General features: G+C 62.3%; 11 protein-coding genes. 7 read left to right on the forward strand and 4 right to left on the reverse strand.

What is annotated here, in order from left to right:
- Nucleotides 1–64: 64 nt before the first annotated feature.
- The gene (locus ACSEXW_RS11105) at nt 65–571 is read left to right on the forward strand and encodes a ferritin (protein ID WP_438446212.1); all 507 of its coding nucleotides are present in this window, start codon (nt 65–67) and stop codon (nt 569–571) included.
- 61 nt (nt 572–632) lie between these two features.
- Here ACSEXW_RS11105 and fabF read toward each other — a convergent pair whose 3' ends face one another.
- Entirely contained in the window at nt 633–1,889 is a 1,257-nt protein-coding gene (fabF, locus tag ACSEXW_RS11110) for a beta-ketoacyl-ACP synthase II (RefSeq protein ID WP_438446213.1), read from the reverse strand.
- Between the two features lie 149 nt (nt 1,890–2,038).
- Here fabF and ACSEXW_RS11115 point away from each other — a divergent pair, with 149 nt between their 5' ends.
- Nucleotides 2,039–2,890, forward strand: a complete 852-nt coding sequence (locus tag ACSEXW_RS11115) for a helix-turn-helix transcriptional regulator (RefSeq protein ID WP_438446214.1) — start codon at nt 2,039–2,041, stop codon at nt 2,888–2,890.
- Here the strand turns inward: ACSEXW_RS11115 and ACSEXW_RS11120 are convergent.
- Nucleotides 2,860–3,108 carry a DUF2164 domain-containing protein gene (locus tag ACSEXW_RS11120; protein ID WP_438446215.1) on the reverse strand — a complete coding sequence of 83 codons (249 nt, stop codon included), beginning with the start codon at nt 3,106–3,108 and terminating at the stop codon, nt 2,860–2,862. The two genes, ACSEXW_RS11115 and ACSEXW_RS11120, sit on opposite strands and share 31 nt — an antisense overlap.
- A 158-nt stretch (nt 3,109–3,266) precedes the next feature.
- On the opposite strand from ACSEXW_RS11120, the gene addB reads away from it, so the two are divergent.
- From addB to ACSEXW_RS11140, 4 genes are all read left to right on the forward strand, one after another.
- Nucleotides 3,267–6,875, forward strand: a complete 3,609-nt coding sequence (addB, locus tag ACSEXW_RS11125) for a helicase-exonuclease AddAB subunit AddB (RefSeq protein WP_438446216.1) — start codon at nt 3,267–3,269, stop codon at nt 6,873–6,875.
- A 4-nt stretch (nt 6,876–6,879) separates the two neighbouring features.
- On the forward strand, nt 6,880–11,070 hold the full coding sequence (locus ACSEXW_RS11130) for a UvrD-helicase domain-containing protein (RefSeq protein WP_438446217.1): 4,191 nt from the start codon (nt 6,880–6,882) through the stop codon (nt 11,068–11,070).
- Between the two features lie 74 nt (nt 11,071–11,144).
- Nucleotides 11,145–12,341: an exonuclease SbcCD subunit D gene (locus ACSEXW_RS11135; RefSeq protein ID WP_438446218.1), complete on the forward strand. Its 1,197-nt coding sequence runs from the start codon at nt 11,145–11,147 to the stop codon at nt 12,339–12,341.
- Nucleotides 12,338–15,763 (forward strand): AAA family ATPase, encoded by a 3,426-nt coding sequence (locus ACSEXW_RS11140; protein ID WP_438446219.1) that lies wholly within the window; start codon nt 12,338–12,340, stop codon nt 15,761–15,763. The genes ACSEXW_RS11135 and ACSEXW_RS11140 overlap by 4 nt, the downstream gene beginning before the upstream one ends.
- A gap of 70 nt (nt 15,764–15,833) precedes the next feature.
- On the opposite strand, the gene ACSEXW_RS11145 is transcribed toward ACSEXW_RS11140, so the two are convergent.
- Complete coding sequence (locus ACSEXW_RS11145) at nt 15,834–17,639, reverse strand: putative bifunctional diguanylate cyclase/phosphodiesterase (RefSeq protein ID WP_438446220.1); 1,806 nt, start codon at nt 17,637–17,639, stop codon at nt 15,834–15,836.
- Between the two features lie 274 nt (nt 17,640–17,913).
- Between ACSEXW_RS11145 and ACSEXW_RS11150 the strand changes: the two genes are divergently transcribed.
- The gene (locus ACSEXW_RS11150) at nt 17,914–18,741 is read left to right on the forward strand and encodes a formate/nitrite transporter family protein (RefSeq protein WP_438446221.1); all 828 of its coding nucleotides are present in this window, start codon (nt 17,914–17,916) and stop codon (nt 18,739–18,741) included.
- Between the two features lie 60 nt (nt 18,742–18,801).
- On the opposite strand, the gene ACSEXW_RS11155 is transcribed toward ACSEXW_RS11150, so the two are convergent.
- Nucleotides 18,802–20,730, reverse strand: coding sequence for an FAD-dependent oxidoreductase (locus ACSEXW_RS11155; protein ID WP_438446222.1), 1,929 nt, complete (start codon nt 20,728–20,730; stop codon nt 18,802–18,804).
- Between the last annotated feature and the right edge of the window lie 105 nt (nt 20,731–20,835).

Raw genomic sequence — 20,835 nt, forward strand, 5'->3', positions numbered from 1 at the left:
CGGTGTTGACAAGCCCTGCGGTGAGGGTATGATAGAAGAAAAGATTGGAAAGGGGACTTGAGACATGTTAAGCGATAACCTGTTGAAGGAATTAAACGAGCAGATGAACTTCGAGTTCTACTCGTCCCACGTGTATCTGGCCATGGCTGCTTACTGCTCCTCTGAGAGCTTGGACGGCTTCGCCAACTTCTTCATCGTGCAGGCGGAGGAGGAACGCTTCCACGCCATGAAGATCTACCGCTACATCAACACGGTCGGCAAGCGCGCCGTCATCGCCGGCATGGAGCAGCTCCACAACGACTATGAGTCGGTGCTGGACTGCTACAAGAAGGGCCTGAAGCACGAGAAGGAAGTGACCAAGCGCTTCTACAAGCTGATGGACATCGCCATGGAAGAGCGCGAGCATGCCACCATCAACTTCCTGAAGTGGTTCATTGACGAGCAGGTGGAGGAAGAAGCCAACTTCGACAACATCATTCAGAAGCTGAAGCGCATCGAGAAGGACAGCAACGCCTTCTACATGCTGGAATCCGAAATGGCTCAGCGGACCTTCGTGCCGCCGGCAGAATAAACCGCGAACATGCAGCAGCCCTCTCTACCGGTCGGATGATCGGATGGAGAGGGCTGTTTCGTTATGCCTCGTACTTCTTCAGCACGAGAACGGCATTGTGGCCGCCGAAGCCGAAGGAATTGGACAAGCCGGTGCGCAGGCCGGGAGCGGGGCGCGGAGAGGGGCCTACCACATCCAAGCCGATGGTGGGATCCGGGTGTTCCAGGTTCAAGGTGGGCGGCAGGAGGCCTTCCTGGAGCGACTTGATGAGCACCACGGCCTCCACCGCGCCTGTCGCACCCAGCATGTGGCCGAAGGACGACTTGTTGGCCGTTACGGGCAGCCGGCCGACATGGGACCCGAACAGCCGCCGGAGGGCGGAGGCTTCGGCCGCGTCCCCCACATCCGTGCTGGTGGCATGGGCGCTGACCGTGTCGATCTCTTCCGGCCGCAGCCCGGCGTCAGCCAGTGCGGCGGCCATGGCACGGTAAGCCCCTTCGCCGTCGGGGTGGGGCGCCACCATGTGGTACGCGTCGGAGGAGGCGCCGTAGCCGATGACCTCCGCATGGATGCGGGCGCCCCGGCGGCGGGCGTGGTCCAGACCCTCAACCACCAGGATTCCAGCGCCCTCCGACATGATGAAGCCGTCGCGGTCCGTATCGAAGGGGCGGCTGGCCCGGTGGGGCTCGTCATTGCGGCGGGAGAGCGCCGTGGCGTTGCCGAAGCCCGCCAGGGCCAGCTCCGACAACGCCGCCTCCGCTCCGCCGGCTACCACCACATCGGCGCCGCCCCGCTGGATCAGCTTGAAGGCTTCGCCGATGGCCGTATTGCCGATGGAGCAGGCCGTTACCGGCGACATGGTCGGCCCCATGGCGCCCAAGAGAATGCTCACCTGGGCGGCGGCCATGTTCGTGATCATCAGCGGCACCATGGTGGGACTGACCCGTCCGGGACCACGCTCCAGCATGGTCCGGTGGTTCTCCAGCAGAGTGCCGATGCCGCCGATGCCGGAGCCGATGTAGACCCCTACACGGCCGGGATCCAACGAATCTCCGACGCTCTCACCGAGGTCCGCATCCCGCCACGCATCGTAAGCCGCCGCCACGGCGAACTGGCAGAACCGGTCCATCCGGCGGAGCTCCTTCGGTCCGAACCGCCCGATCGAAGCGGGCTGGAAGTCCCGCACGATGCCGCCGATCCTGGTTTTGTAGGCGGGGTCGCCGAGCTCCTCCCAGGCGGTGATGCCGCTTCGGCCCTCCAGCATATGCCGCCACAAGGTCTCGGGCTTGTCGCCAAGAGGAGTGACGATGCCCATACCCGTAATGACCACTCGTTCCATATAGATAACCTCCCTATTGTTCCTGCTCGTGATATTCCATAGAATGCCATGAATCATATCCTATTACAAGTTGTTGTTTATCCTGGTATAATAGGTGCCAGGATACATAGAGCTCGTCAGATAGAATGAACCGAAGGCAGGAGATCCTTATGAGCACGGACGCCGCGCGGTTATCCGCATTATCGGAATTTCTAAAGATTCACCGGGCCAAGCTTCAGCCGAACGCCGTCGGTTTGCCCCCCGGATTGCGGCGCAGGACGCCGGGGCTCCGGCGGGAGGAGGTGGCCCTGATCGCAGGGGTCAGCACCACCTGGTATACCTGGCTGGAGCAGGGGCGGGACATTCAGATGTCGCTCCAAGTGCTGGAGCGGATTGCTTATGCGCTGCAGCTGAATGAGGAAGAGAAGAAATATATGCTGCAGCTGGCCGCAAGCCCCCGGGCTGAAACCCAGCCGGATGCCGCGGAGGAGCCTACGGGCATGACGGAGGCGCTGGAGAGCATTGTGGCGGGGATGAACTTTCCGGTCATCGTGTCGGACCGCAGATGCCATATTGTCGGCTGGAATAGGGCGGCTTCCGCCGTTTTTCTGGATTTTGGGCAGGTGCCGCCCGAGAGCCGGAACATGATCCGGCTCTTGTTCAGCAGAAAGGAGCTCAAGGCGCTGGCCGTGAACTGGGAGGATTTCGCAAGAGGATATATCTCGATGTTCCGGTCTTATTACGGCAAGTATGTAGGGGATGACTGGTACGGCGGCTTCATCGGGGCGCTGTGCGGAGAAAGCCAGGAATTCGAGCGTCTCTGGAGGGAATATGACGTGAACTCCGCTCCAGAGGTCAGTCTGGAGTTCCGGCACGCCAAGGCGGGGAGGATGCTCTTCGAGCTGACCTCCCTGCAGGTGCAGGGAGGCTCGGATCTCCGGTTCAGCATCTACACCCCCGCCCCCGGTACGGACACCGGCAGGAAGATGGACTATCTCTTGCGCCGCTTCTCCAAAGCGTAGAGGTCGTCGTCCAGATTCTGGACGCGCTCGGCCAGCAGGGCGCGGGCATCCGTAATGGCTTGGTTGTACACGGCGGGTCCCACAGCGGTAATCATAAAATCCAGCAGCTGCTCGGCTGCCAGCTGTCCCAGGGTTTCGCCGCGCTCCTGCTCGAAGTGGCGGATGATGTCATCGACAATGAACTCCCGGGCTTCCCGGGGCAAACGGATATTTAACATGCAGGCAAGGCCTCCTATCAGGATCTTCCTTGATTCTAGCACACATGTGTTCGTATGGAAACGGTTGTGGTACAATACGGCTATCGATCGGCATCGGATAGGAAGACCGGAGGCGAAGGACGCCGCCGGATCGCGTCAACAGAGAGGGGAAGGTCCCATTGGGCATACGGTATTTGATCGGCCGGGCGGGCAGCGGCAAGAGCACCCGGTGTTTGGAGGAGCTGCGGGAGCGGCTTCTCCGGGAGCCGGACGGACCTCCGCTGGTGCTGCTGGTTCCCGAGCAGGCCACCTTCCAGGCGGAGTTCGCCCTGGTCACGACGCCGGGCATTCATGGGCTGCTGCGGGCGCAGGTGCTGAGCTTCCGGCGGTTGGCCTGGCGCGTCATGCAGGAAACGGGAGGAACCGCTGGCACCCCCATCGACGACCTTGGCAAAAAGATGCTGCTCCACAAGCTTCTGCACCAGCATAACGGAAATCTCCGGATGTTCCGGGGAGCCCACGAGAAGATGGGCTTCGTCGAGAATCTCCATGCGCTGTTCAGCGAGCTGCAGCGCTACCGGGTGGGGCCGTCGGATCTGGAGGCCCATGCTTCCAAGCTGGAGGGCAAGGTGCCGGAGCATGCCACGGCCGTGGCGGACAAGCTGGAGGAGCTGCTGCCCGTGTACCGGGACTACGAGGAGATTCTGACCCAAGAGTACCTGGACGGGGACCGGTTCTTGACGCTGTTGGCGGAGCGGGCGGGCGACTGCCCCTGGATCCGGGAGGCAGAGGTCTGGATCGACGGCTTCAACGGTTTTACCCCCCAGGAGCAGGCTGTGGTGGAGTCCCTGATGGAGCATGCGGCCCGCACGACCTTGACGCTGACTCTGAACCGGCCCTATGCCGCCGGGGAAGAGCCGCACGAGCTGGACTTGTTCCATCCGACGGCGACGACCATGAGGAAGCTTCAGGAGACCGTCCGGGACCGGAATCTGCCTGAGCCGGAGGTGGAGATTCTGAAGGAGCCCGTGCCGCCCCGGTTCCTTGCCAATCCGATGCTGGGGCACCTGGAGCGGCAGTATGAATACCGGCTGACCGCAGCACGGAAAGGCTATCTGCCCGCCGGGGGAGAGGTTCCAGCCGTCGCCATCCATGCCGCAGCCAACCGTCGCGCCGAGGTGGAAGGGGCAGCAAGGGAGATCGTGGGCCTGGTTCGAGACGGTGGCTTGCGGTACCGTGACATCGCCCTTAGGGTCCGCAACATCGAGGACTACGGCGATCTTCTGGAGACCGTGTTCGCCGACTACGGGATCCCCTATTTTATGGACCAGAAGCGGTCGGTGCTGAATCATCCGCTGGTGGAGCTGATCCGGTCGGCGCTGGAGGCCGTCATCCGGAACTGGCCTTACGATGCCGTATTCCGCTGTGTGAAGACGGAGTTTTTCCTTCCGGTGGAAGAGGAGGCGGAAGCCTCCGGTGCCGTGGAGAGAGCGGATCTGGACCGGCTGGAGAATTATGTGCTGCAATATGGCATCCACGGCCACCGGTGGCTGGATCCCCGGAGCTGGGAGCTTCGTCGCCAGGTGTCCTTGGAGGAGGACGGGACCGGCGAGGGGGCGTTGACCGCTGCCGAGCGGGAGGCTTCCCGCCGGCTGACAGCTGCGGCGACCGCCGTGACGGAACCGTTGAAGCGCCTGCAGGACGGTCTCCGCCGGGCCGGGACGCTGACGGAGATGGCAGAGGCGCTGTTCGCCATGCTGGAGGAGCTTCGGGTGCCGGAGAAGCTGGACCGCTGGAGCGCCGCCTGCATTGCCTCCGGACGGCCGGAGAAGGCTCGGGAGCACGCCCAGATGTGGGAGCTGGTCATGGAGGTTCTGGATCAGATGACCGGACTTCTGGGCGGCGAGGACGTGAAGCCGGAGCTGTTCGCCAAGCTGATGGACACGGGGCTGGAGAGTCTCCGGCTGGGGCTGGTGCCTCCGGCGATGGACCAGGTGCTCATCGGCAGCATCGACCGGACCCGCTCGGCTCAGGTGAAGGTGGCTTATGTGCTGGGCGTGAATGACGGCGTGCTGCCCAAGAAGATGAAGGACGACGGCATCATTGCGGAGAATGAGCGGGAGTTCCTTCTCGCGCAAGGGGTGCCGATGGCGGACAGCAGCCGCAGGAAGCTGCTGGACGAGCAGTACCTGATCTATACGGTGCTGTGCGCCCCGTCGGATAGACTATGGATCAGCTACCCGCTGGCGGATGAAGAGGGCAAGACCCTGCTCCCCTCGGAGGTCGTGAAGCAGGTGAAGTCGCTGCTGCCCACCTTGAAGGAAGGGATGCTGCTTCAGGAGCCGGATCCGGGAGCTCCGGATGCGGAGCAGAAGGAATACGTCGTACGTCCCGGCCGGACCGTCTCCCGGCTGGTGGTGCAGCTGAAGCATCTGCTGAAGGGCACTGCCGTGTCGCCCGTCTGGACGGACGTCTATCAATGGTTCGTGACCCGTCCGGCCATGCGGGAGCTCCTATGGACGCCCTCACGTTCCCTGTTCTACTCCAACGCGGAGGCGCCGCTCACGGATGAGGTATCGCTGAAGCTCTACGGAGAGCGCCTGCGGGCCAGCGTATCCCGGATGGAGCGTTATGTGGCCTGCCCATTTTCCCAGTTTGCCTCCCATGGGCTGAAGCTGGCGGAGCGGCGGATCTACCGTCTGGAGGCGCCGGACATCGGGCAGCTGTACCATGCGGCCTTAAGCGGGCTGGCCAAGCAGCTGTCGGAGGAGGGACGCCATTGGGGCAGTGTGACCGAGGAAGAGTGGATGATGCGCGTGAACCGTATCGTGGATGAGCTCTCGCCCAGACTGCAGCACGAGATCCTGTCCAGCACTCCCCGCTATCAGTACATGGCCCACAAGCTGAAGGGCATTATCGGCAAAACCTCCGCCGTGCTGGCCGAGCACGCCCGGAAGGGCGAGTTCGTGCCCGTCGGCCTGGAGGTGGGCTTCGGACCGGGCGAGGCGTTGCCCTCGCTGACTCTGCCGCTGCCCAACGGACGCACGATGGAGCTTATCGGCCGGATCGACCGGGTGGACCGGGCTTACGGCGACAAGGGCATGCTGCTGCGGATTATCGACTACAAGTCCAGTCCTACGGCCCTGCGGCTGGCCGAGCTGTACCACGGCTTGTCTCTGCAGATGCTCACTTACCTGGACGTGGTGCTGACCCATGCCGTCCGCTGGCTGGGGGAGCCTGCCAAACCGGCAGGCGTGCTCTATTTTCATGTTCACAACCCGCTCTTGAGTGTCAAAAACAAGCCTGACCCCCTTCAGGCCCAGGCCGCGGTCCGCAAGCAGTTCAAGACCAAGGGCCTCGTCTCGTCGGACCTGGAGACCGTGCTCCTGATGGACGGCTCCCTGAAGGAGAAGGGGGGCCATTCGGAGCTGATCCCCGTCTCGGTCAAGAACGACGGAACGTTCTACAAGAGCGCCTCCGTGGCCACGGACGGCCAGTGGGACCGCCTGCGGAGCCATGTCCGCGGAGCGGTGAAGCAGATCGGCACCGAGATTACCGGCGGGCGCGTGGCGGTGGAGCCGTACCGCATGGGCAAGAAGACCGCCTGCACCTTCTGCTCCTACAAGGCCGTCTGCCAATATGACCCGCTCTTCGACGGGAATGCTCCGCGTCCGATGCGGGCTTACGGCAAGGATGAGGTCTGGCTGGCGCTGGACGAAGCGGCGTCGGAAGCGGAAGGAGCACGGAAGGATGGAGGAACGGACGATGAACCCGACGGGAGGCGATAAGAGGATGAACGAAGAACCACGGAGCTATGACGCGGAGGCGGCATCTGCCCCGGCCGGCGGGCTCCTGGCAGGGATTCCTCCGAAGCCGGAGGACAGCACCTGGACGGACGGCCAATGGCGGGCCATCGTGCGCGAAGGGACCAACCTGCTGGTAGCGGCCGCTGCCGGCTCCGGCAAAACGGCGGTGCTGGTGCAGCGCATCATCCGCCGGATCTCCAACGAGTCGGACCCGGTGGACGTGGACCGTCTGCTGGTGGCCACCTTCACCAAGGCGGCGGCCAGCGAGATGAGGCACCGGATCGGTGCGGCGCTGGAGGATGCCCTCTTCAAGCGGCCCGACTCCGATCATCTGAAGAAGCAGCTGGCGCTCTTGAACAAAGCGTCCATCACGACGCTTCATTCGTTCTGTATGGAGGTTATTCAGCGCTACTTCCAGATGATCGATCTGGATCCGGGCTTCCGCATCGCCGATGAGACAGAAGCCGACATTATGCGGCAGGAGCAGCTGGAGGCGCTTCTAGAGGAGCGTTACGGCGAGTCGCCGGACGGTCACCCCTTCTGGCGACTCACCGAATGGTTTGGCGGCGACCGATCCGATGCGCCGCTTATGGGCTTGCTGCTGCGCTTGTATGACGCCTCCCGAAGCCATCCGTTTCCGGAGAGGTGGCTAAACCGGCAGGCGGAGCTCTTCGAGGCGGCCGGCTTGGCCGGCGAGTCCGCCGAGTCCGAAGAGGCTGGCGGCATCCCGGAGCAGGAGCTGCTGCGGAACCCGTGGTTCATGAGCCTGATTCGAGACGTCAGGCTGGAGCTGGAGGGGGCTGCTGCTCTCCTGCTGGAGGGCCAGCGCATCTGCGGCGAGCCCCTCGGGCCGGCTCCTTATGCTGCCAATCTGGAGGAGGACCTGACCATGGTCCGGGAGCTGTTGGAGGCATCCGGGCAGGGGTGGAGAGCGCTGCATGAGGCTTTTCAGCGATTGGCCTTCGGCAAGCTGAAGGCCTGCAAGGCCGATTCCTGCGATAAGGAGCTTCAGGAGCAGGTCAAGGAGCTGCGCAAGGGAGCCAAGGACAAGCTGGAGAAGCTCCGGGAGGAGCTGTTCGTGCGCACGCCGGAGGAGTACTTCCGGGAGCTGGCGGAGACGGCCCCTCTCCTTAGAGAGCTGGCCGTCCTGACGGAGGATTTTGCGGAGCGCTACCAGGCGGCCAAGACGGACAAGGGCCTGGTTGATTTCACGGATCTCGAGCATTACTGCCTGCGCATTCTGGGCGAGCCTGATGGGGAGGGAGGGCTGCGGCCGACCGCCGCCGCCCTGGCCTACCGGGAAGCCTTCGTGGAGATCATGCTGGACGAATACCAGGACACCAACCTGGTTCAGGAGACGATCGTGTCCCTCATCTCGAGGAAGACCCCGGGCAACCGCTTCATCGTCGGCGACGTGAAGCAGAGCATCTACCGGTTCCGGCTGGCCGAGCCGGGGCTGTTCCTGGAGAAGTACCGGAGCTATGCCGGACCGGGGCAGCAAGGAAAGGCGGAAGGCGAGCGGATCGATCTTGCCCGGAACTTCCGCAGCCGGCGGCAGGTGGTGGACGGCGTCAATTTCCTGTTCCGGCAGATCATGCGCGAGACGGTGGGCGAGATGGAGTACGACGCCGATGCGGAGCTGGTCTGCGGCGCCAGGTATCCCGAGGCCGGGGACGGGGAGGATCCGTTCCTTCCAGAGCTGGTGCTGATCGACCGGGATACACCGGGCGGCTCCAGGGGAGATTGGACCGAGGACGGCGGGGAGTCCGGTGACGATGATGCTTCGGGAGCGGGCTTCGATGCCGCCGAGGAAACGGAGGAGCCGGAGGCCGCCCAAGCGGAAGCCCGTTATATAGGGGAACGAATACGAGAGATGATGGGATTGGACGGAGGCGTGCCGTTCCTCGTTGCCGAGAAAAACGGCACGCAGCGTCCGGCTCAATTCCGGGACTTCGTCATCCTGCTGCGTGCAACCCGGGCGATGGGACCGGTGCTGATCGAGGAGCTGGGGCTCCTGGGCATCCCCGCCTATGCGGACGTCAGCTCCGGATATTTCGCCGCCACGGAAGTGGAGACGGTCCTGTCGCTCTTGAAGATCATCGACAATCCGCAGCAGGATATCCCCCTGGCGGCGGTGCTGCGGTCCCCGATCGTGGGCTTGAATGCCGACGAGCTGGCGCGGGTCCGCCTGGCGGACCGGAACGGCAGCTTTTATGATGCGCTGCAGGCTTGGGTCCGGGAGGCGGGCAACCGACTGCAACTGCAGGAGCAGGGTCTTCTGCATCCGGTCCCGGGCCAGGAAGCCGGCGGGGGGATGACAACCGGCGGCGTAGTCCTGCCCTTCGGGCAGCTGGAGCTGTTCCCGCCCGGCGGAGAGGCTTGGGACGAGGTGGCGGCAGCATCGGCGCCTGAAGTCCCCGAGCCTTTGACCCCGGAAGAGGCGGTCATGGCCGATAAGCTGCTCCAATTCGAGCGGAGGCTGTCGGTTTGGCGGGGGGAAGCCCGCCAAGGCTCCCTTTCGGAGCTGATCTGGAGCGTGTATCGGGAGACCGGATATTTCGATTATGCGGGAGGGCTTCCGGGAGGCGTCCAGCGACAGGCCAATCTGCGCGCGCTGTATGACCGGGCCCGCCAGTACGAATCCACCTCCTTCCGGGGATTGTTCCGGTTCCTCCGCTTCGTGGACCGGCTCCGGGAAGGCGGCGGGGACCTGGGTACAGCAAGGGCGCTGGGCGAACAGGAGGACGTGGTGCGGATCATGTCCATCCACAAGAGCAAGGGCTTGGAGTTTCCCGTGGTCTTCGTGGCGGGTATGGGCAAGATGTTCAACCTCATGGATCTGAACGGGTCGTTCCTGATCCACAAGGAGCTGGGCTTCGGGCCGAAGTATACGGACACGGAGCTTCGCGCCGTCTATCCCATGCTTCCACAGCTGGCGATACGCCGCCGCATGCGCATGGAGACGCTGGCGGAGGAAATGCGCATTCTGTACGTGGCCCTGACGAGACCGAAGGAGAAGATGATCCTTCTAGGGGCGGTGGTCTCCTTGGAGAACAAGCTGAAGAAGTGGGCGCGGTCCCTCGGCAGCGAATCGGCCTTCCTGCCGGATTATATGCTGGCGGAGGCGAAGAGCTACCTGGACTGGGTCGTACCCGCGGCCATGAGGCATCCGGGAGCGGATTTCCTGCGGGAATGTGCGGGAGATCCGGTCCATATGGGACGCCGCCTGTTCGCCGGCGAGACGTCTGCCTGGAGCTTCCGGATCCTAAGCGCGATGGCATTTACCGGCAAGGCCGGAGTTGAATCGGTGGAAGGCAGCGCTGCACCGGTGGATGCCCCAGCAGATGGGGATGCGCTTGCGGAGGCCGTTCGACGGTTGGTACCGCTGGAGAGGGCAGCCTCCGGCTTCGCGGATGAGCTGGACCGGCGGTTGTCCTGGAGCTATCCGTATGCCGCCGCCTCCGCCATGCTGACCAAAACCTCGGTGTCGGAGCTGAAGCGGCTTGACGCCGCCAAGGTGTGGAGGCTGTCGGAGGATTCCGCGGAATGGGAGACGCCGCTGCATCCTGCCCTGGAGCATGCGGCAGGCGAAGCGCGCCGGAAGCAGCCGGACGTCTTGTACCGGCTGCCAAGGTTCCGGAGCGGCCGCAAGCTGTCGCCGGCGGAGATCGGGACCTTGTACCATACCGTGATGCAGCAGGTGCCGGCCGGTGAGATTCTGGATGAGAACCGCGTCGAAGAGCTGCTGCATCGTCTGGAGGGGAGCCGGATTCTAACGGCTGCGGAACGGGAGGCCATTGATCCTGCCGTTATCGCGGCCTTCTTCCGGACGGAGCTGGGACGGCGGCTGGCCGCCTCGCGCAAGGTGCAGCGGGAGCTTCCCTTCAGCTTCGGCCTCCGTGCCGGGGATGTCTACCCGGATTGCGAGGCGTCCGCAGCAGAGGAGACCCTGCTCATCCAAGGGGTCATCGACTGCCTGTTCGAGGATCCGGAGGGGCGGCTCGTGCTGCTGGATTACAAGACGGACCGGGTCGGAGCGCTGGATGACGAGGCTCTGGCAGACCGGTACCGGATTCAGCTGGAGCTGTACGCCCGGGCAATTGAACGGATCTGGAAGCGCCGGGTGGATGAGAAGGCGGTCTATTACTTTGACGGGGCCCGGATCATCCGGTATTGACATATGCCGCCTCCGTAGGGATCACCCGCCGGAGAGGGCTAGCTTGGGGGAACAAGGATAAAGGGGGAACTGCGGTGCGTATTCTGCATACGGCCGATTGGCATTTGGGAAGAACCTTGGAGGGACGAAGCCGCCAGGCCGAGCAGGAGGCGTTCCTGGACGAGCTGGCGGAGATCGTGCGCCGGGAATCCATCGATCTGGTCCTGCTCGCCGGGGATATCTATGACAGCGTGAATCCGCCTTCCATGGCGGAGAAGCTGTTCTATGACAGCCTCTCCCGGCTGGCGGAAGGAGGCAAGCGGCATGTGGCCGTCATTGCCGGCAATCATGACAGCCCGGAGAGGCTGGCGGCCGCCGATCCATTGGCGGAGCGGCATGGGATCCGGCTGTGGGGGCTTCCCTTGACCGGCACCGTGGAATACGGGATCCCGAGAACGGGGGAGCGGGCGGTACTCTATCCGCTTCCGTATCCGTCCGAATCCAGACTCGGGGAGCTGCTGGCCGACGAAGCGGACGAAGCCGTGCTCCGGAGCGCTTATTCGGACCGGATCCGATCCGTGGTACAGCGTGCGTCCCTCCGGTTCCGACCGGACACGGTCAATCTGATCATGAGCCATCTGTACGTGCTGGGCGGCTCCGAAACCACCGAGGTGGAACGCCCCATCCAGGTGGGGGGCGCTTATACGGTAGACCCGTCCGCCTTGTGCGCAGGTGCCCATTATACGGCCTTGGGCCACCTGCACCGTCCCCAGTATGTCAAGGCGGACAGCCTGATCCGGTACTCCGGCTCCCCCTTGGCTTACAGCTTCTCCGAAGCGGGCCAGGCCAAGTCGGTGACGATTCTGGATGCGGCTCCCGGATCGGACTCGCTTCCTCTGCTGACGGAGCTGCCCTTAAGCTCCGGCCGTCCTTTGGTGGAGTGGAAGGCAGCGGAAGGGATCGAGCAGGTGCACCGCTGGCTGGACGAAGGCCGGGACAGCCGGGCCTGGATCGATCTCACCGTACGGCTGACGGAGACCTTGTCTATGGATCAGCTGCAGGAGCTCCGCAAGCGGCATGAGGGGATTATTCACATCCGGCCGGTGTACCCGGAGATGGAAGCGGAGGAGCTGGGCGCCGTGCGCTCGCTTCCGCTGAACGAGCTGTTCCGGCGCTTCTACAGCCGGCAGACCGGGGGAGCCGAGCCGGATGAAGAGCTGGTGCGCCTGTTCCTGACGCTTCTTCACCCGGAGGAGCGGGAGGCGGCCGCAGGAAGGGAGGAGACGCCATGAAGCCGGTCCATCTGACTTTGGCGGGATTGCAGAGCTACCGGGAGAAGCAGGAGGTGGATTTCCTCCGGCTGTCCGACGCGGGCGTATTCGGCATCTTCGGGCCGACCGGCAGCGGCAAGTCCTCCATTCTGGATGCCATAACCCTCGCCTTGTACGGCAAGGTGGAGCGTGCACCCGGCGGAACGCAGGGAATCATTAACCAGGTGGAGAACGTCTGTACGGTAAGCTTCACCTTCGAGCTGAACGGAGCGGGAGGCTCGGAGCGGTACCGGGTGGAACGCCAATACAAGCGGACGGGTGACGTCTCCGCCAACCAGAGCATGTCCCGGCTGATCCGTCTGGAGAACGGGGGGCAGACGGTTCTCGCCGATAAGGCCAAGGATGTGGACAACCGGGTCCAGGAGATCCTGGGGCTGTCCATGCAGGATTTTACCCGGGCGGTGGTGCTGCCCCAAGGGAAATTCGCCGAGTTTCTGTCGCTCAAGGGCGTGGAAAGACGCCACATGCTGGAGCGTCTGTTCCATCTGGAGTCGTACGGGGATGCGCTTGGAGCCCGAGTCAGCGCCCGGCTCCGGGAGACGGACATGGCCGTCAAGAGAGCCGAGGCGGAGCAGCTGGGCTTGGGCGACGCTTCGGCGGAGGCTCTGGAGGCAGCGGCACTCCGGCTCTCGGAGGCGGAGGCGGCTTTTCAGCGGCAGCGCACCGCGCTGGAAGCTGCCGAGCGGGAGGCGGAGGAGCGCCGGCGCTTGTGGAAGCTGGAGCAGGAGAAGGCGCAGCTCACCGAAGACGGGAGGATATTGGAGGAACGGGAGCCGGAAATGGCAGCTCTCCAGGAGAGGCTGCGGCTGTCCGTCTCGGCGGGCCGGGTCGGGCATTTCTTAAACGAGTGGGACGCGGCCCGGTTGGCGATGGAGGAAGCGGATTCCCGGCTGTTGGCGGCGCAGTCCGCTTACGCGGAGACACAAGCGGCCTATGCCGCCAGACAAGCGGATTACCAGGCTGCCAAGGAGGCGCTGGAGCAGCAGGAGGAGCCGCTGCAGCGGCAGATCGAGAGCTTAAAGCGCTCGCTGGAGCTGCATGCGGAGATCCGGTCGCTCGGTCAGGAGACCGTGGAGCGTACAGCCCGGGAAGCGTCTCTCCGCGCTGCAGGGGAAGAAGCGGAGGCCGCCGCTTTGAAGGAGCAGCAGCAGCTTCAGAAGGGGCAGGCTCTGCAGTCGGAGCTGAAGCTTCGATTGGCGGCGCTGGAGCTTCCAGGCGGCCGCAGAGAAGAGCTTCAGGAGGCTCGAATGGGCCTGCAGAAGACGGAGCATCTCCGCAGCCAGCTGCGGGAGGCGGAGACGGAGCTGCGGGAGGCGGCAGCCAAGCTGGAGCCCGTCAGGGCAGAAGCTGCCGGTTTGGAAGCCCGTTCGGAGGAGCTGGGCCGGGAGGACGCCCTGCTTCGGGAGTCCGGGCTAGCCTTGCATGGCAGCATCACGGAGAGCATCCGCGCAGCGGAGGCTTTGCAGATGGCCTGCGGCTTGGCGGAGGCGGAGGAGCGGCGGCAGGAGCAGGAACGGTACCGTGCAGCGCTGGCCGCCAATCTGGCGGCGGCGCTGGCGGACGGGGAGCCCTGCCCGGTTTGCGGCTCCTCCCATCACCCCGTTCCGGCGGTGCATAAGGGTTCCGCAGGCCCATCGGAGGCCGGAAGCGTCCGCACGGAGGAGTGGAAGCAGCTCCAGAATACCGCTGCCGGCAAGGTGCTGGCGCTGAAGCAGCTGCTCGGCACGATGACCGGTGATTGGAGCCGCATGGAAGAGCCCGCCGGGCAGACGGAGTTGGAGTCCGCTTTCCGAGAGGCTGCAGCCGCATCCGCCCTGGAGCCTTCCGCTCTCCGGTATGAAGATGCAGCCGTCCTGGCCGCCTCGATGGAGGACAGGGAGGAGCAGCTCCGGCGTCAAGCCGGAGAATGGAGCCAGAGGGTCCGGGAAGCCGGGAGCGCCAAGCAAGTTCATCAGAACCGCAGGGCGGAGCTAGGCGCCAAGCGTGCTGCCATGGAGTCGGCGTTGCAGGCTCAGGAGGCCAAAACGAAGACGCAGCGGCAGCAATTGGAGCAGCATCAGACGGAATGGAGCCGGCGTTACCCCGACCGGAGTGAGGATACGCTTCAGGAGGAATGGGAGAAGCTTCAGGGGATTCTACGGGAGCAGGAGGAGCTTCGGAGCCGGTTGGACAAAGCGGAGCCCTACTTGACCGCCCAACAGGAGAAGCTCAACCGGCTGAAGGAGGATTCCTACCGCTTGGAGCGGGAGCTGGTGCAAGCCGCGACGGAGCGGCGGGAACGGGAAGCCCTCTTGGAGCAGAAGCAGATGCGGTTGACGGCGGAGCTCGGCGAGCCGCTGTCGGAGGAGGAGACCCGGTCCCGCTGGAGCCTTGCAGGCGACCGTCTCTTGCAGCTGAAGCGGGCGGAAGAGGAGGGGCGCCAGCACATCGGCCGGCTCCAGGAAACGCTGCTTCAGATTTCAACCGGCCTCGCAGCGGCTCAGCAGGCCCAGACCTCTTGCAGAAGCGCCTTGGAGCGGGCGGAGGCCAATGGCCGCCGGGAGCTGGCGGAGGCCGGCTTCGGCAGCGGAGAAGAGGCTCGTGCGGCGCTGTTGACACCGGAAGCAGCCGTCCGGTATGAAGAGCAGGTTCGGCTCCACCGGGAGCGTATGCTGGAGATCCGGACCCGGCTTCAACGGCTGGAATCGGATTTGGCCGGCAAGACCGTGACGGAGGAAGCGTGGAGGTCCGGCGAGGATCGGCTTGCAGCCGAGAGACAGAAGCACGAGGAGGATTTGGCTGCCAAAGCCAAGGCAGAGCGGGACATGGAGGAGCTTCAAGAGAAGCACGCCCGATGGGAATTGCTGGAGAAGGAGCGGGCGGAGGCCCAGACTGTTCTGACGCGGCTGCAAAAGCTGCAGTCCGTGCTCCGAGGCAACGCCTTTGTGGAATTCATGGCAGAGGAACAGCTGTCCCAAGTCAGCCGGGCCGCCTCCGAACGGCTGGGTCAGCTGACCCGCCGCCGGTATGCGCTGGAGACTGACTCTAACGGTGGATTTGTTATCCGTGATGACGCCAACGGCGGTCTGAAGAGACCGGTAAGCACCTTGTCCGGCGGCGAAACCTTCTTGACCTCGCTGTCCTTAGCGCTGGCTCTCTCCGCTCAAATTCAGCTGAACGGCAAGTATCCCTTGGAATTCTTCTTCCTGGATGAAGGCTTCGGAACGCTGGACCCGGATCTGCTGGAGACCGTGGTGCATGCGCTGGAGAAGCTTCATATGGAGCAGCTGACGGTCGGTGTGATCAGCCACGTGCCTGAGCTCAAGTCCCGGCTTCCCCGCAGGCTGGTGGTGGCGTCTTCATCCACCGGAACGGGCAGCCAGATCCGGTTCGAATCGCTGTAGCCCGTCACGTCAACTGTGTCTCCATAACGCAAAAAGCTCCAATCCCTTCTTGCTGGGATTGGAGCTTTTGTTATGCCGGGGTAGAGATTCCGTCAGGCTCGGTATAGGTAATGCGGATCCATTGCTCCAGGATATCCGCTGCCATTGGCTTGCCGACCAGGTAGCCTTGGATCTCGTCGCAGCCCTGCTCCTCCAGATAATGGAGCTGCTCAGAGGTCTCGACGCCTTCGGCGGTAATCTTGAGCTTCAGGGAATGGCCCATGGCGATAATGGCGCGGACGATGGCGTCATCGTCAGTGTCTGCGTGGATGCCACTGATGAAGGACTTGTCGATCTTCAGGACGTCCAACGGGAACCGCTTCAGATAGCTCAGGGAGGAATAGCCGGTGCCGAAGTCGTCAATGGCGATGGTCATCCCCATTTCCTTCAGCACCTTCAGCATCAGGATGGCATAATTGACGTCCTGCATGGCCGCGCTCTCCGTCAGTTCCAGCTCCAGGAGATCGGCGGTCATGCCGGTGGAGCGGAGCGCATTCTGGATGATCTCGGGCAGCTCGGTCTGACGGAACTGGCGGGCTGACAGATTGACGCTGACCTTGAAGAACGGAACGCCCTGGTCCGTCCACCGCTGACGTTGGGCGCATACCTTGCGGAGCACCCGTTCCCCGATGGGGACGATCAGACCGGTCTCCTCCGCCAGAGGAATAAAGTCCACCGGGGAAATCATCCCACGCTCCGGATGAATCCAGCGGACGAGGGCTTCCACACATTCCAGCCGTCCGGTGGACGTATCCACCCGGGGCTGGTAGTAGACCACGAACTCGTCCCGGTCCAAGGCATGGCGGAGCATGGTTTCCATCTTGATCCGCTCCATACCGTCGTTGCGGGAGGGAGCGGCGTAGAATTGATAATTGTTGCGGCCATGATCCTTGGCCAGATACATGGCGGCGTCCGCATTCCGCATCAAGGTGTCTCCGTCATAACCGTTATCCGGGGCGATGGAGATGCCGATGCTGGCGGTCACATACACTTCATGCAGCCCTAGCGAAAATGAGGGAATGAACTGCTTCAGCAGCTGTTCGGCCAGCTCGGCGGCTTCGTCGGTGGTCTTCATCTTGGGGATGAAGAGAGCGAATTCGTCGCCGCCCATCCGGGCCAGCATGACATGCTTGGGAAGAATCGAGCGCATTCGGCTCGTGATGCCCTGCAGCAGCTGGTCGCCGAGCATATGGCCCATGGTATCGTTGATATACTTGAAGCCGTCCAGGTCCAGGAACATGACGGCCAGCATGTTGGATTGGCGGTGGAGATCCGACAGGCTGCCTTGAAGCTTCTCGGTGAACATGCGCCGGTTGGGCAATCCCGTCAGGAGATCGTAGAAGGCCATCCGGTTCAACCGGTCCGCCGTCGGTCCGATAAAGCTGATACAGAAGATGATGCCCAGAAGATTGAGCCAGGATTCTAGAGACCAGAAGGACTTCGTCTGCTGGAAGACCCCGAATAGAAGCAAATCCGCAAGACACAGTAAGCTGAACAGAAGCGACCGTCTCATTCCAAGCTCGAACGCATACAAGGAAACCAGGGGCAGGATCAGCCAGGTCGGCGAAACCGGCCCGTCCCATACGGGAAGGGTAAAAGCGGCTCCTAGCAGCATAAAATCCACGAGCGAGAAAAGAACGGGCGTGGCCCTGCCGGCCAAGCTGAAATACGGCTTGCCGGAGGCGGATAACCAGATCAGCATGAGGGACCATAGCAATGCGATGCCGGAGATGGTCAATAGAATCGTGTCTCGGTTGCTATGTATGTACAACGCGGCTAGAATGCCGGGCAGCAGAACATGGCCCACGGAGAACACTTTACCGTTTTTGAAACTCATGGATGCACCTCGCCGGTAAGGTTCATAGTGCTTAGGACTCAAAACCCAGTATACCCGATAATTCGACGTAAGACTACGAAATTCCTGTGTAAGCGTTCTTTTATTTATAGAATTTATGAACGTTTGTCCTGCAAGAAAGCGATTACAGGTCGTGTTAAAGAAATGTTCACTAACTAATGAAAAGTCCCCGGGGGTACAATGAAGTTAATTAGAATGACTGCAAGCAAGGGAACGTCATCATCCAGACATGCTTTCTTTTAAGGAGGAAATTATCATGGCCGCTTACTTAACACCCCAAGAAATCGCCGAGTACACAACGGAAGCCGGTTATAGAAAAGCTACATTGCCGCTTCACACCACCCTGGCACTGGGCTTCGCAGCCGGAGCTTTCATCGCCCTCGGATTCCTGCTCGATATCCGCGTGATCGCCAGCGCGCCGGCCGCGTGGGGCAGCTTCGCCAACTTCATCGGAGCCGCCGTGTTCCCAGTGGGGCTTATTCTGGTCCTGATCGGAGGCGGGGAGCTCTTGACCGGCAACATGATGGCAGTGCCGCTGTCCCGGTTCTCCGGCAAGATCAAGACGTATATGTGCCTCCGCAACCTGATTCTGATTACACTCAGCAACTTTGCCGGCGCCATGTTCGTCGCTTACTTCTTCGGACACGTGGTGGGGCTGACGGAAACCGGGGCCTTCCTGGCCAAGACCGTAGACATCGCGGAGCATAAGGTCCATGATTCGTTCCTGCAGGCCTTCATCTCCGGCATCGGCTGTAACTGGCTGGTGGCGCTGGCGGTGTGGCTCTCTTACGGGGCCAAGGACATCACCGGCAAAATCTTCGCCATCTGGTTCCCGACCATGGCCTTCGTGGCCATTGGCTTCCAGCACGTTGTCGCCAACATGTTCGTCATCCCGGCGGCGATCTTCGCCGGCCATCTGACCTGGGCCGACTACTTCACCAACTTCGTGCCGGTATGGCTCGGCAACCTGGTGGGCGGGGCCATCTTCGTAGGCGGTATTTACTACCTGGCCTATCTGAAGAAGTTCGAAGCTCCGGTTCAATCCCATGCCGTATCCCGGGAGCCGAATCCCGCGCTGAAATAACAAACGCATCCCAAAAAGCCTCCAACCGCGAACAGCGGCTGGAGGCTTTTTGATGTGTCTTTATTTCACTTTGGCCGTATCTTCAAGGAGAAGCTTCGCTGCGTTGCGCGCGCTGGAGAAGGCCCGTTCGGCCAGCTCGCCCTTACCTATGCAGCCATCGCCGCAGAAGAAGAACGGCACGTTCTCGACGCGGACGGGGAGAAGCTCGTTGCCGTCTATATTTTTGACGCTGGAGACCATGGCCTTCTTGGATACCCGCTTGACGGTCAGAGCCTCCCGCCAACCCGGATAATACTTGTCGAACAGAGCCTCCATCGCTTCCTGCTTGTGGTCCAGATACATCTTGCGGGCCTGGTCGTTATCGAATTCATCGTTGAGATAAGCGATACCTTGCAGCAGCTGCCCATTCTCGGGAACGAGAGAGTGGTCCGTAGCGGACACGTCGGTAATGAACATCTTCTCGTCCATATCGCTGATGTAGTTGAAGGGGCGGGCCACCACCTGGTTCAAGCCCACGTCGTACACCATGACTTCCGTCGGCTTGCTGTCTTGGTATTTGTCCATGAACGGCTCCCATGGGGTGCCGCGGAGGAGCTTGACGACCTGCTGGACCGGCATGGCGAAGACGACTTTGTCGAATGCTTCCTCGCGCTTCTTGGTCTTCAGCACGAATTTGCGGTTCTCGTAGCGGATGCTGTCGACGCCTTCCTGGAGGGAGATGTCCCAGCGTCCGGAATCCAGGATCTTCTGCTGGAGCTGGTTGGTGATGACCGCCCAGCTGCCGATGACGTAGTTCACGGGACGGTTGGAGAGGAACAGGTTATGGTAATATTCGCTGATGACCGTCCCCGGCACCTTGCGGGCATCCTCCGGCGAGATGAAGAAATTGGAGCAGACCAGGTGCTCCCACAGCTCCTTCAGGTCCTCGTCGGCATCGGATTGGTCCAGGTAGTCCCCGAGCGTCTCGTAGCTCTTGATATTATGGATCTGGGCGATGATGGCGGCCACTTCGCCGACGAAGCGAACCTTCTGTACGGGAGTCAGGAGATCGGTCTTCACAATGTTCACAAAATCCAGCGGAGCCGGCGTCAGCTGCCCGTTCTTGGAATATACGACGCGGCGTTTATCCACCTGCTTGCTGCTGAAGCTCATCTGGAGCTCCTTCTCCATCACGCTGATGTTATGCCGGTCGATGCCGTAAATGGCGTGGGCCCCGTAGTTCAGGGTGAAGCCTTCCTTCTCGTAGGTGAAGGCGCGGCCTCCCAGCTGCGGACTGCGTTCGAACAGAATTCCTTCCACTTTCTCGCTGTCGGACAGGTAAGCGGCGGCGGTCAAGCCGGCCAGGCCTCCTCCAATAATGGCAACTCTCATTTTCGGTTCCTCCCGTATGCTTCCGTGAAGCTTATATAGTGTTGCAGGGGCGATCATGAATGGGCTAGGGCCGCTCTCATCCACGTTGCGGAGTCCGGCCCATAGAAGAGCCAGGTTGCTCTGCAGCAGCGCGGCCAAGTCCGCATGCTCCGTGGTGCACCAGCCGAACAAGGTGCCCGCATAGACGGAGACGAGAAGCTCCACCTTGCGCGGGTCCGGCAGCCAGACCAGGAGATGCTTGCGGAGCAGCTCGAAGGGCTGCACCCGGAGCGGGTCTGCACCGGTCTGAAGGGACAAGGTGGTCAGGGAACGGATCAAGCTCCGGTACCCCGACAAATTAGACGCCAAGTCTAAAAAGAGGCGGTTGATGTGCCCTTCCAGGGAAGGGACCTTCGTCACAGGCAGCTGGGACCATTCCTGGATCAGCTCCGCCTGGCGGTTCGACATCTCTTGAAGAATCTCGTCCTTGCCCTTGAAATAGTGGTAAAAAGTTCCCTTGGACGTTCCGGTGGCCGCGATCACTTCATCGACGGATACGTTCTCGTACCCCTTCTCCATAAACAGCCGGAGGGCGGTCTCGATCACGGCGTCCCGCTTCCTTCGTGTGCTCTCTCTCATGAATGATATAGGAATCCCACCCATATTCGTGACGTTCCGACTCTATTATAGAACGGCTCCCCGACCCGCGTCCAGCCGATATTAGACTGACGGTCTAATTTATTC

Source organism: Oryzibacillus soli, assembly GCF_051594765.1.
Classification (GTDB): Bacteria; Bacillota; Bacilli; order Paenibacillales; family NBRC-103111; genus Paenibacillus_AR.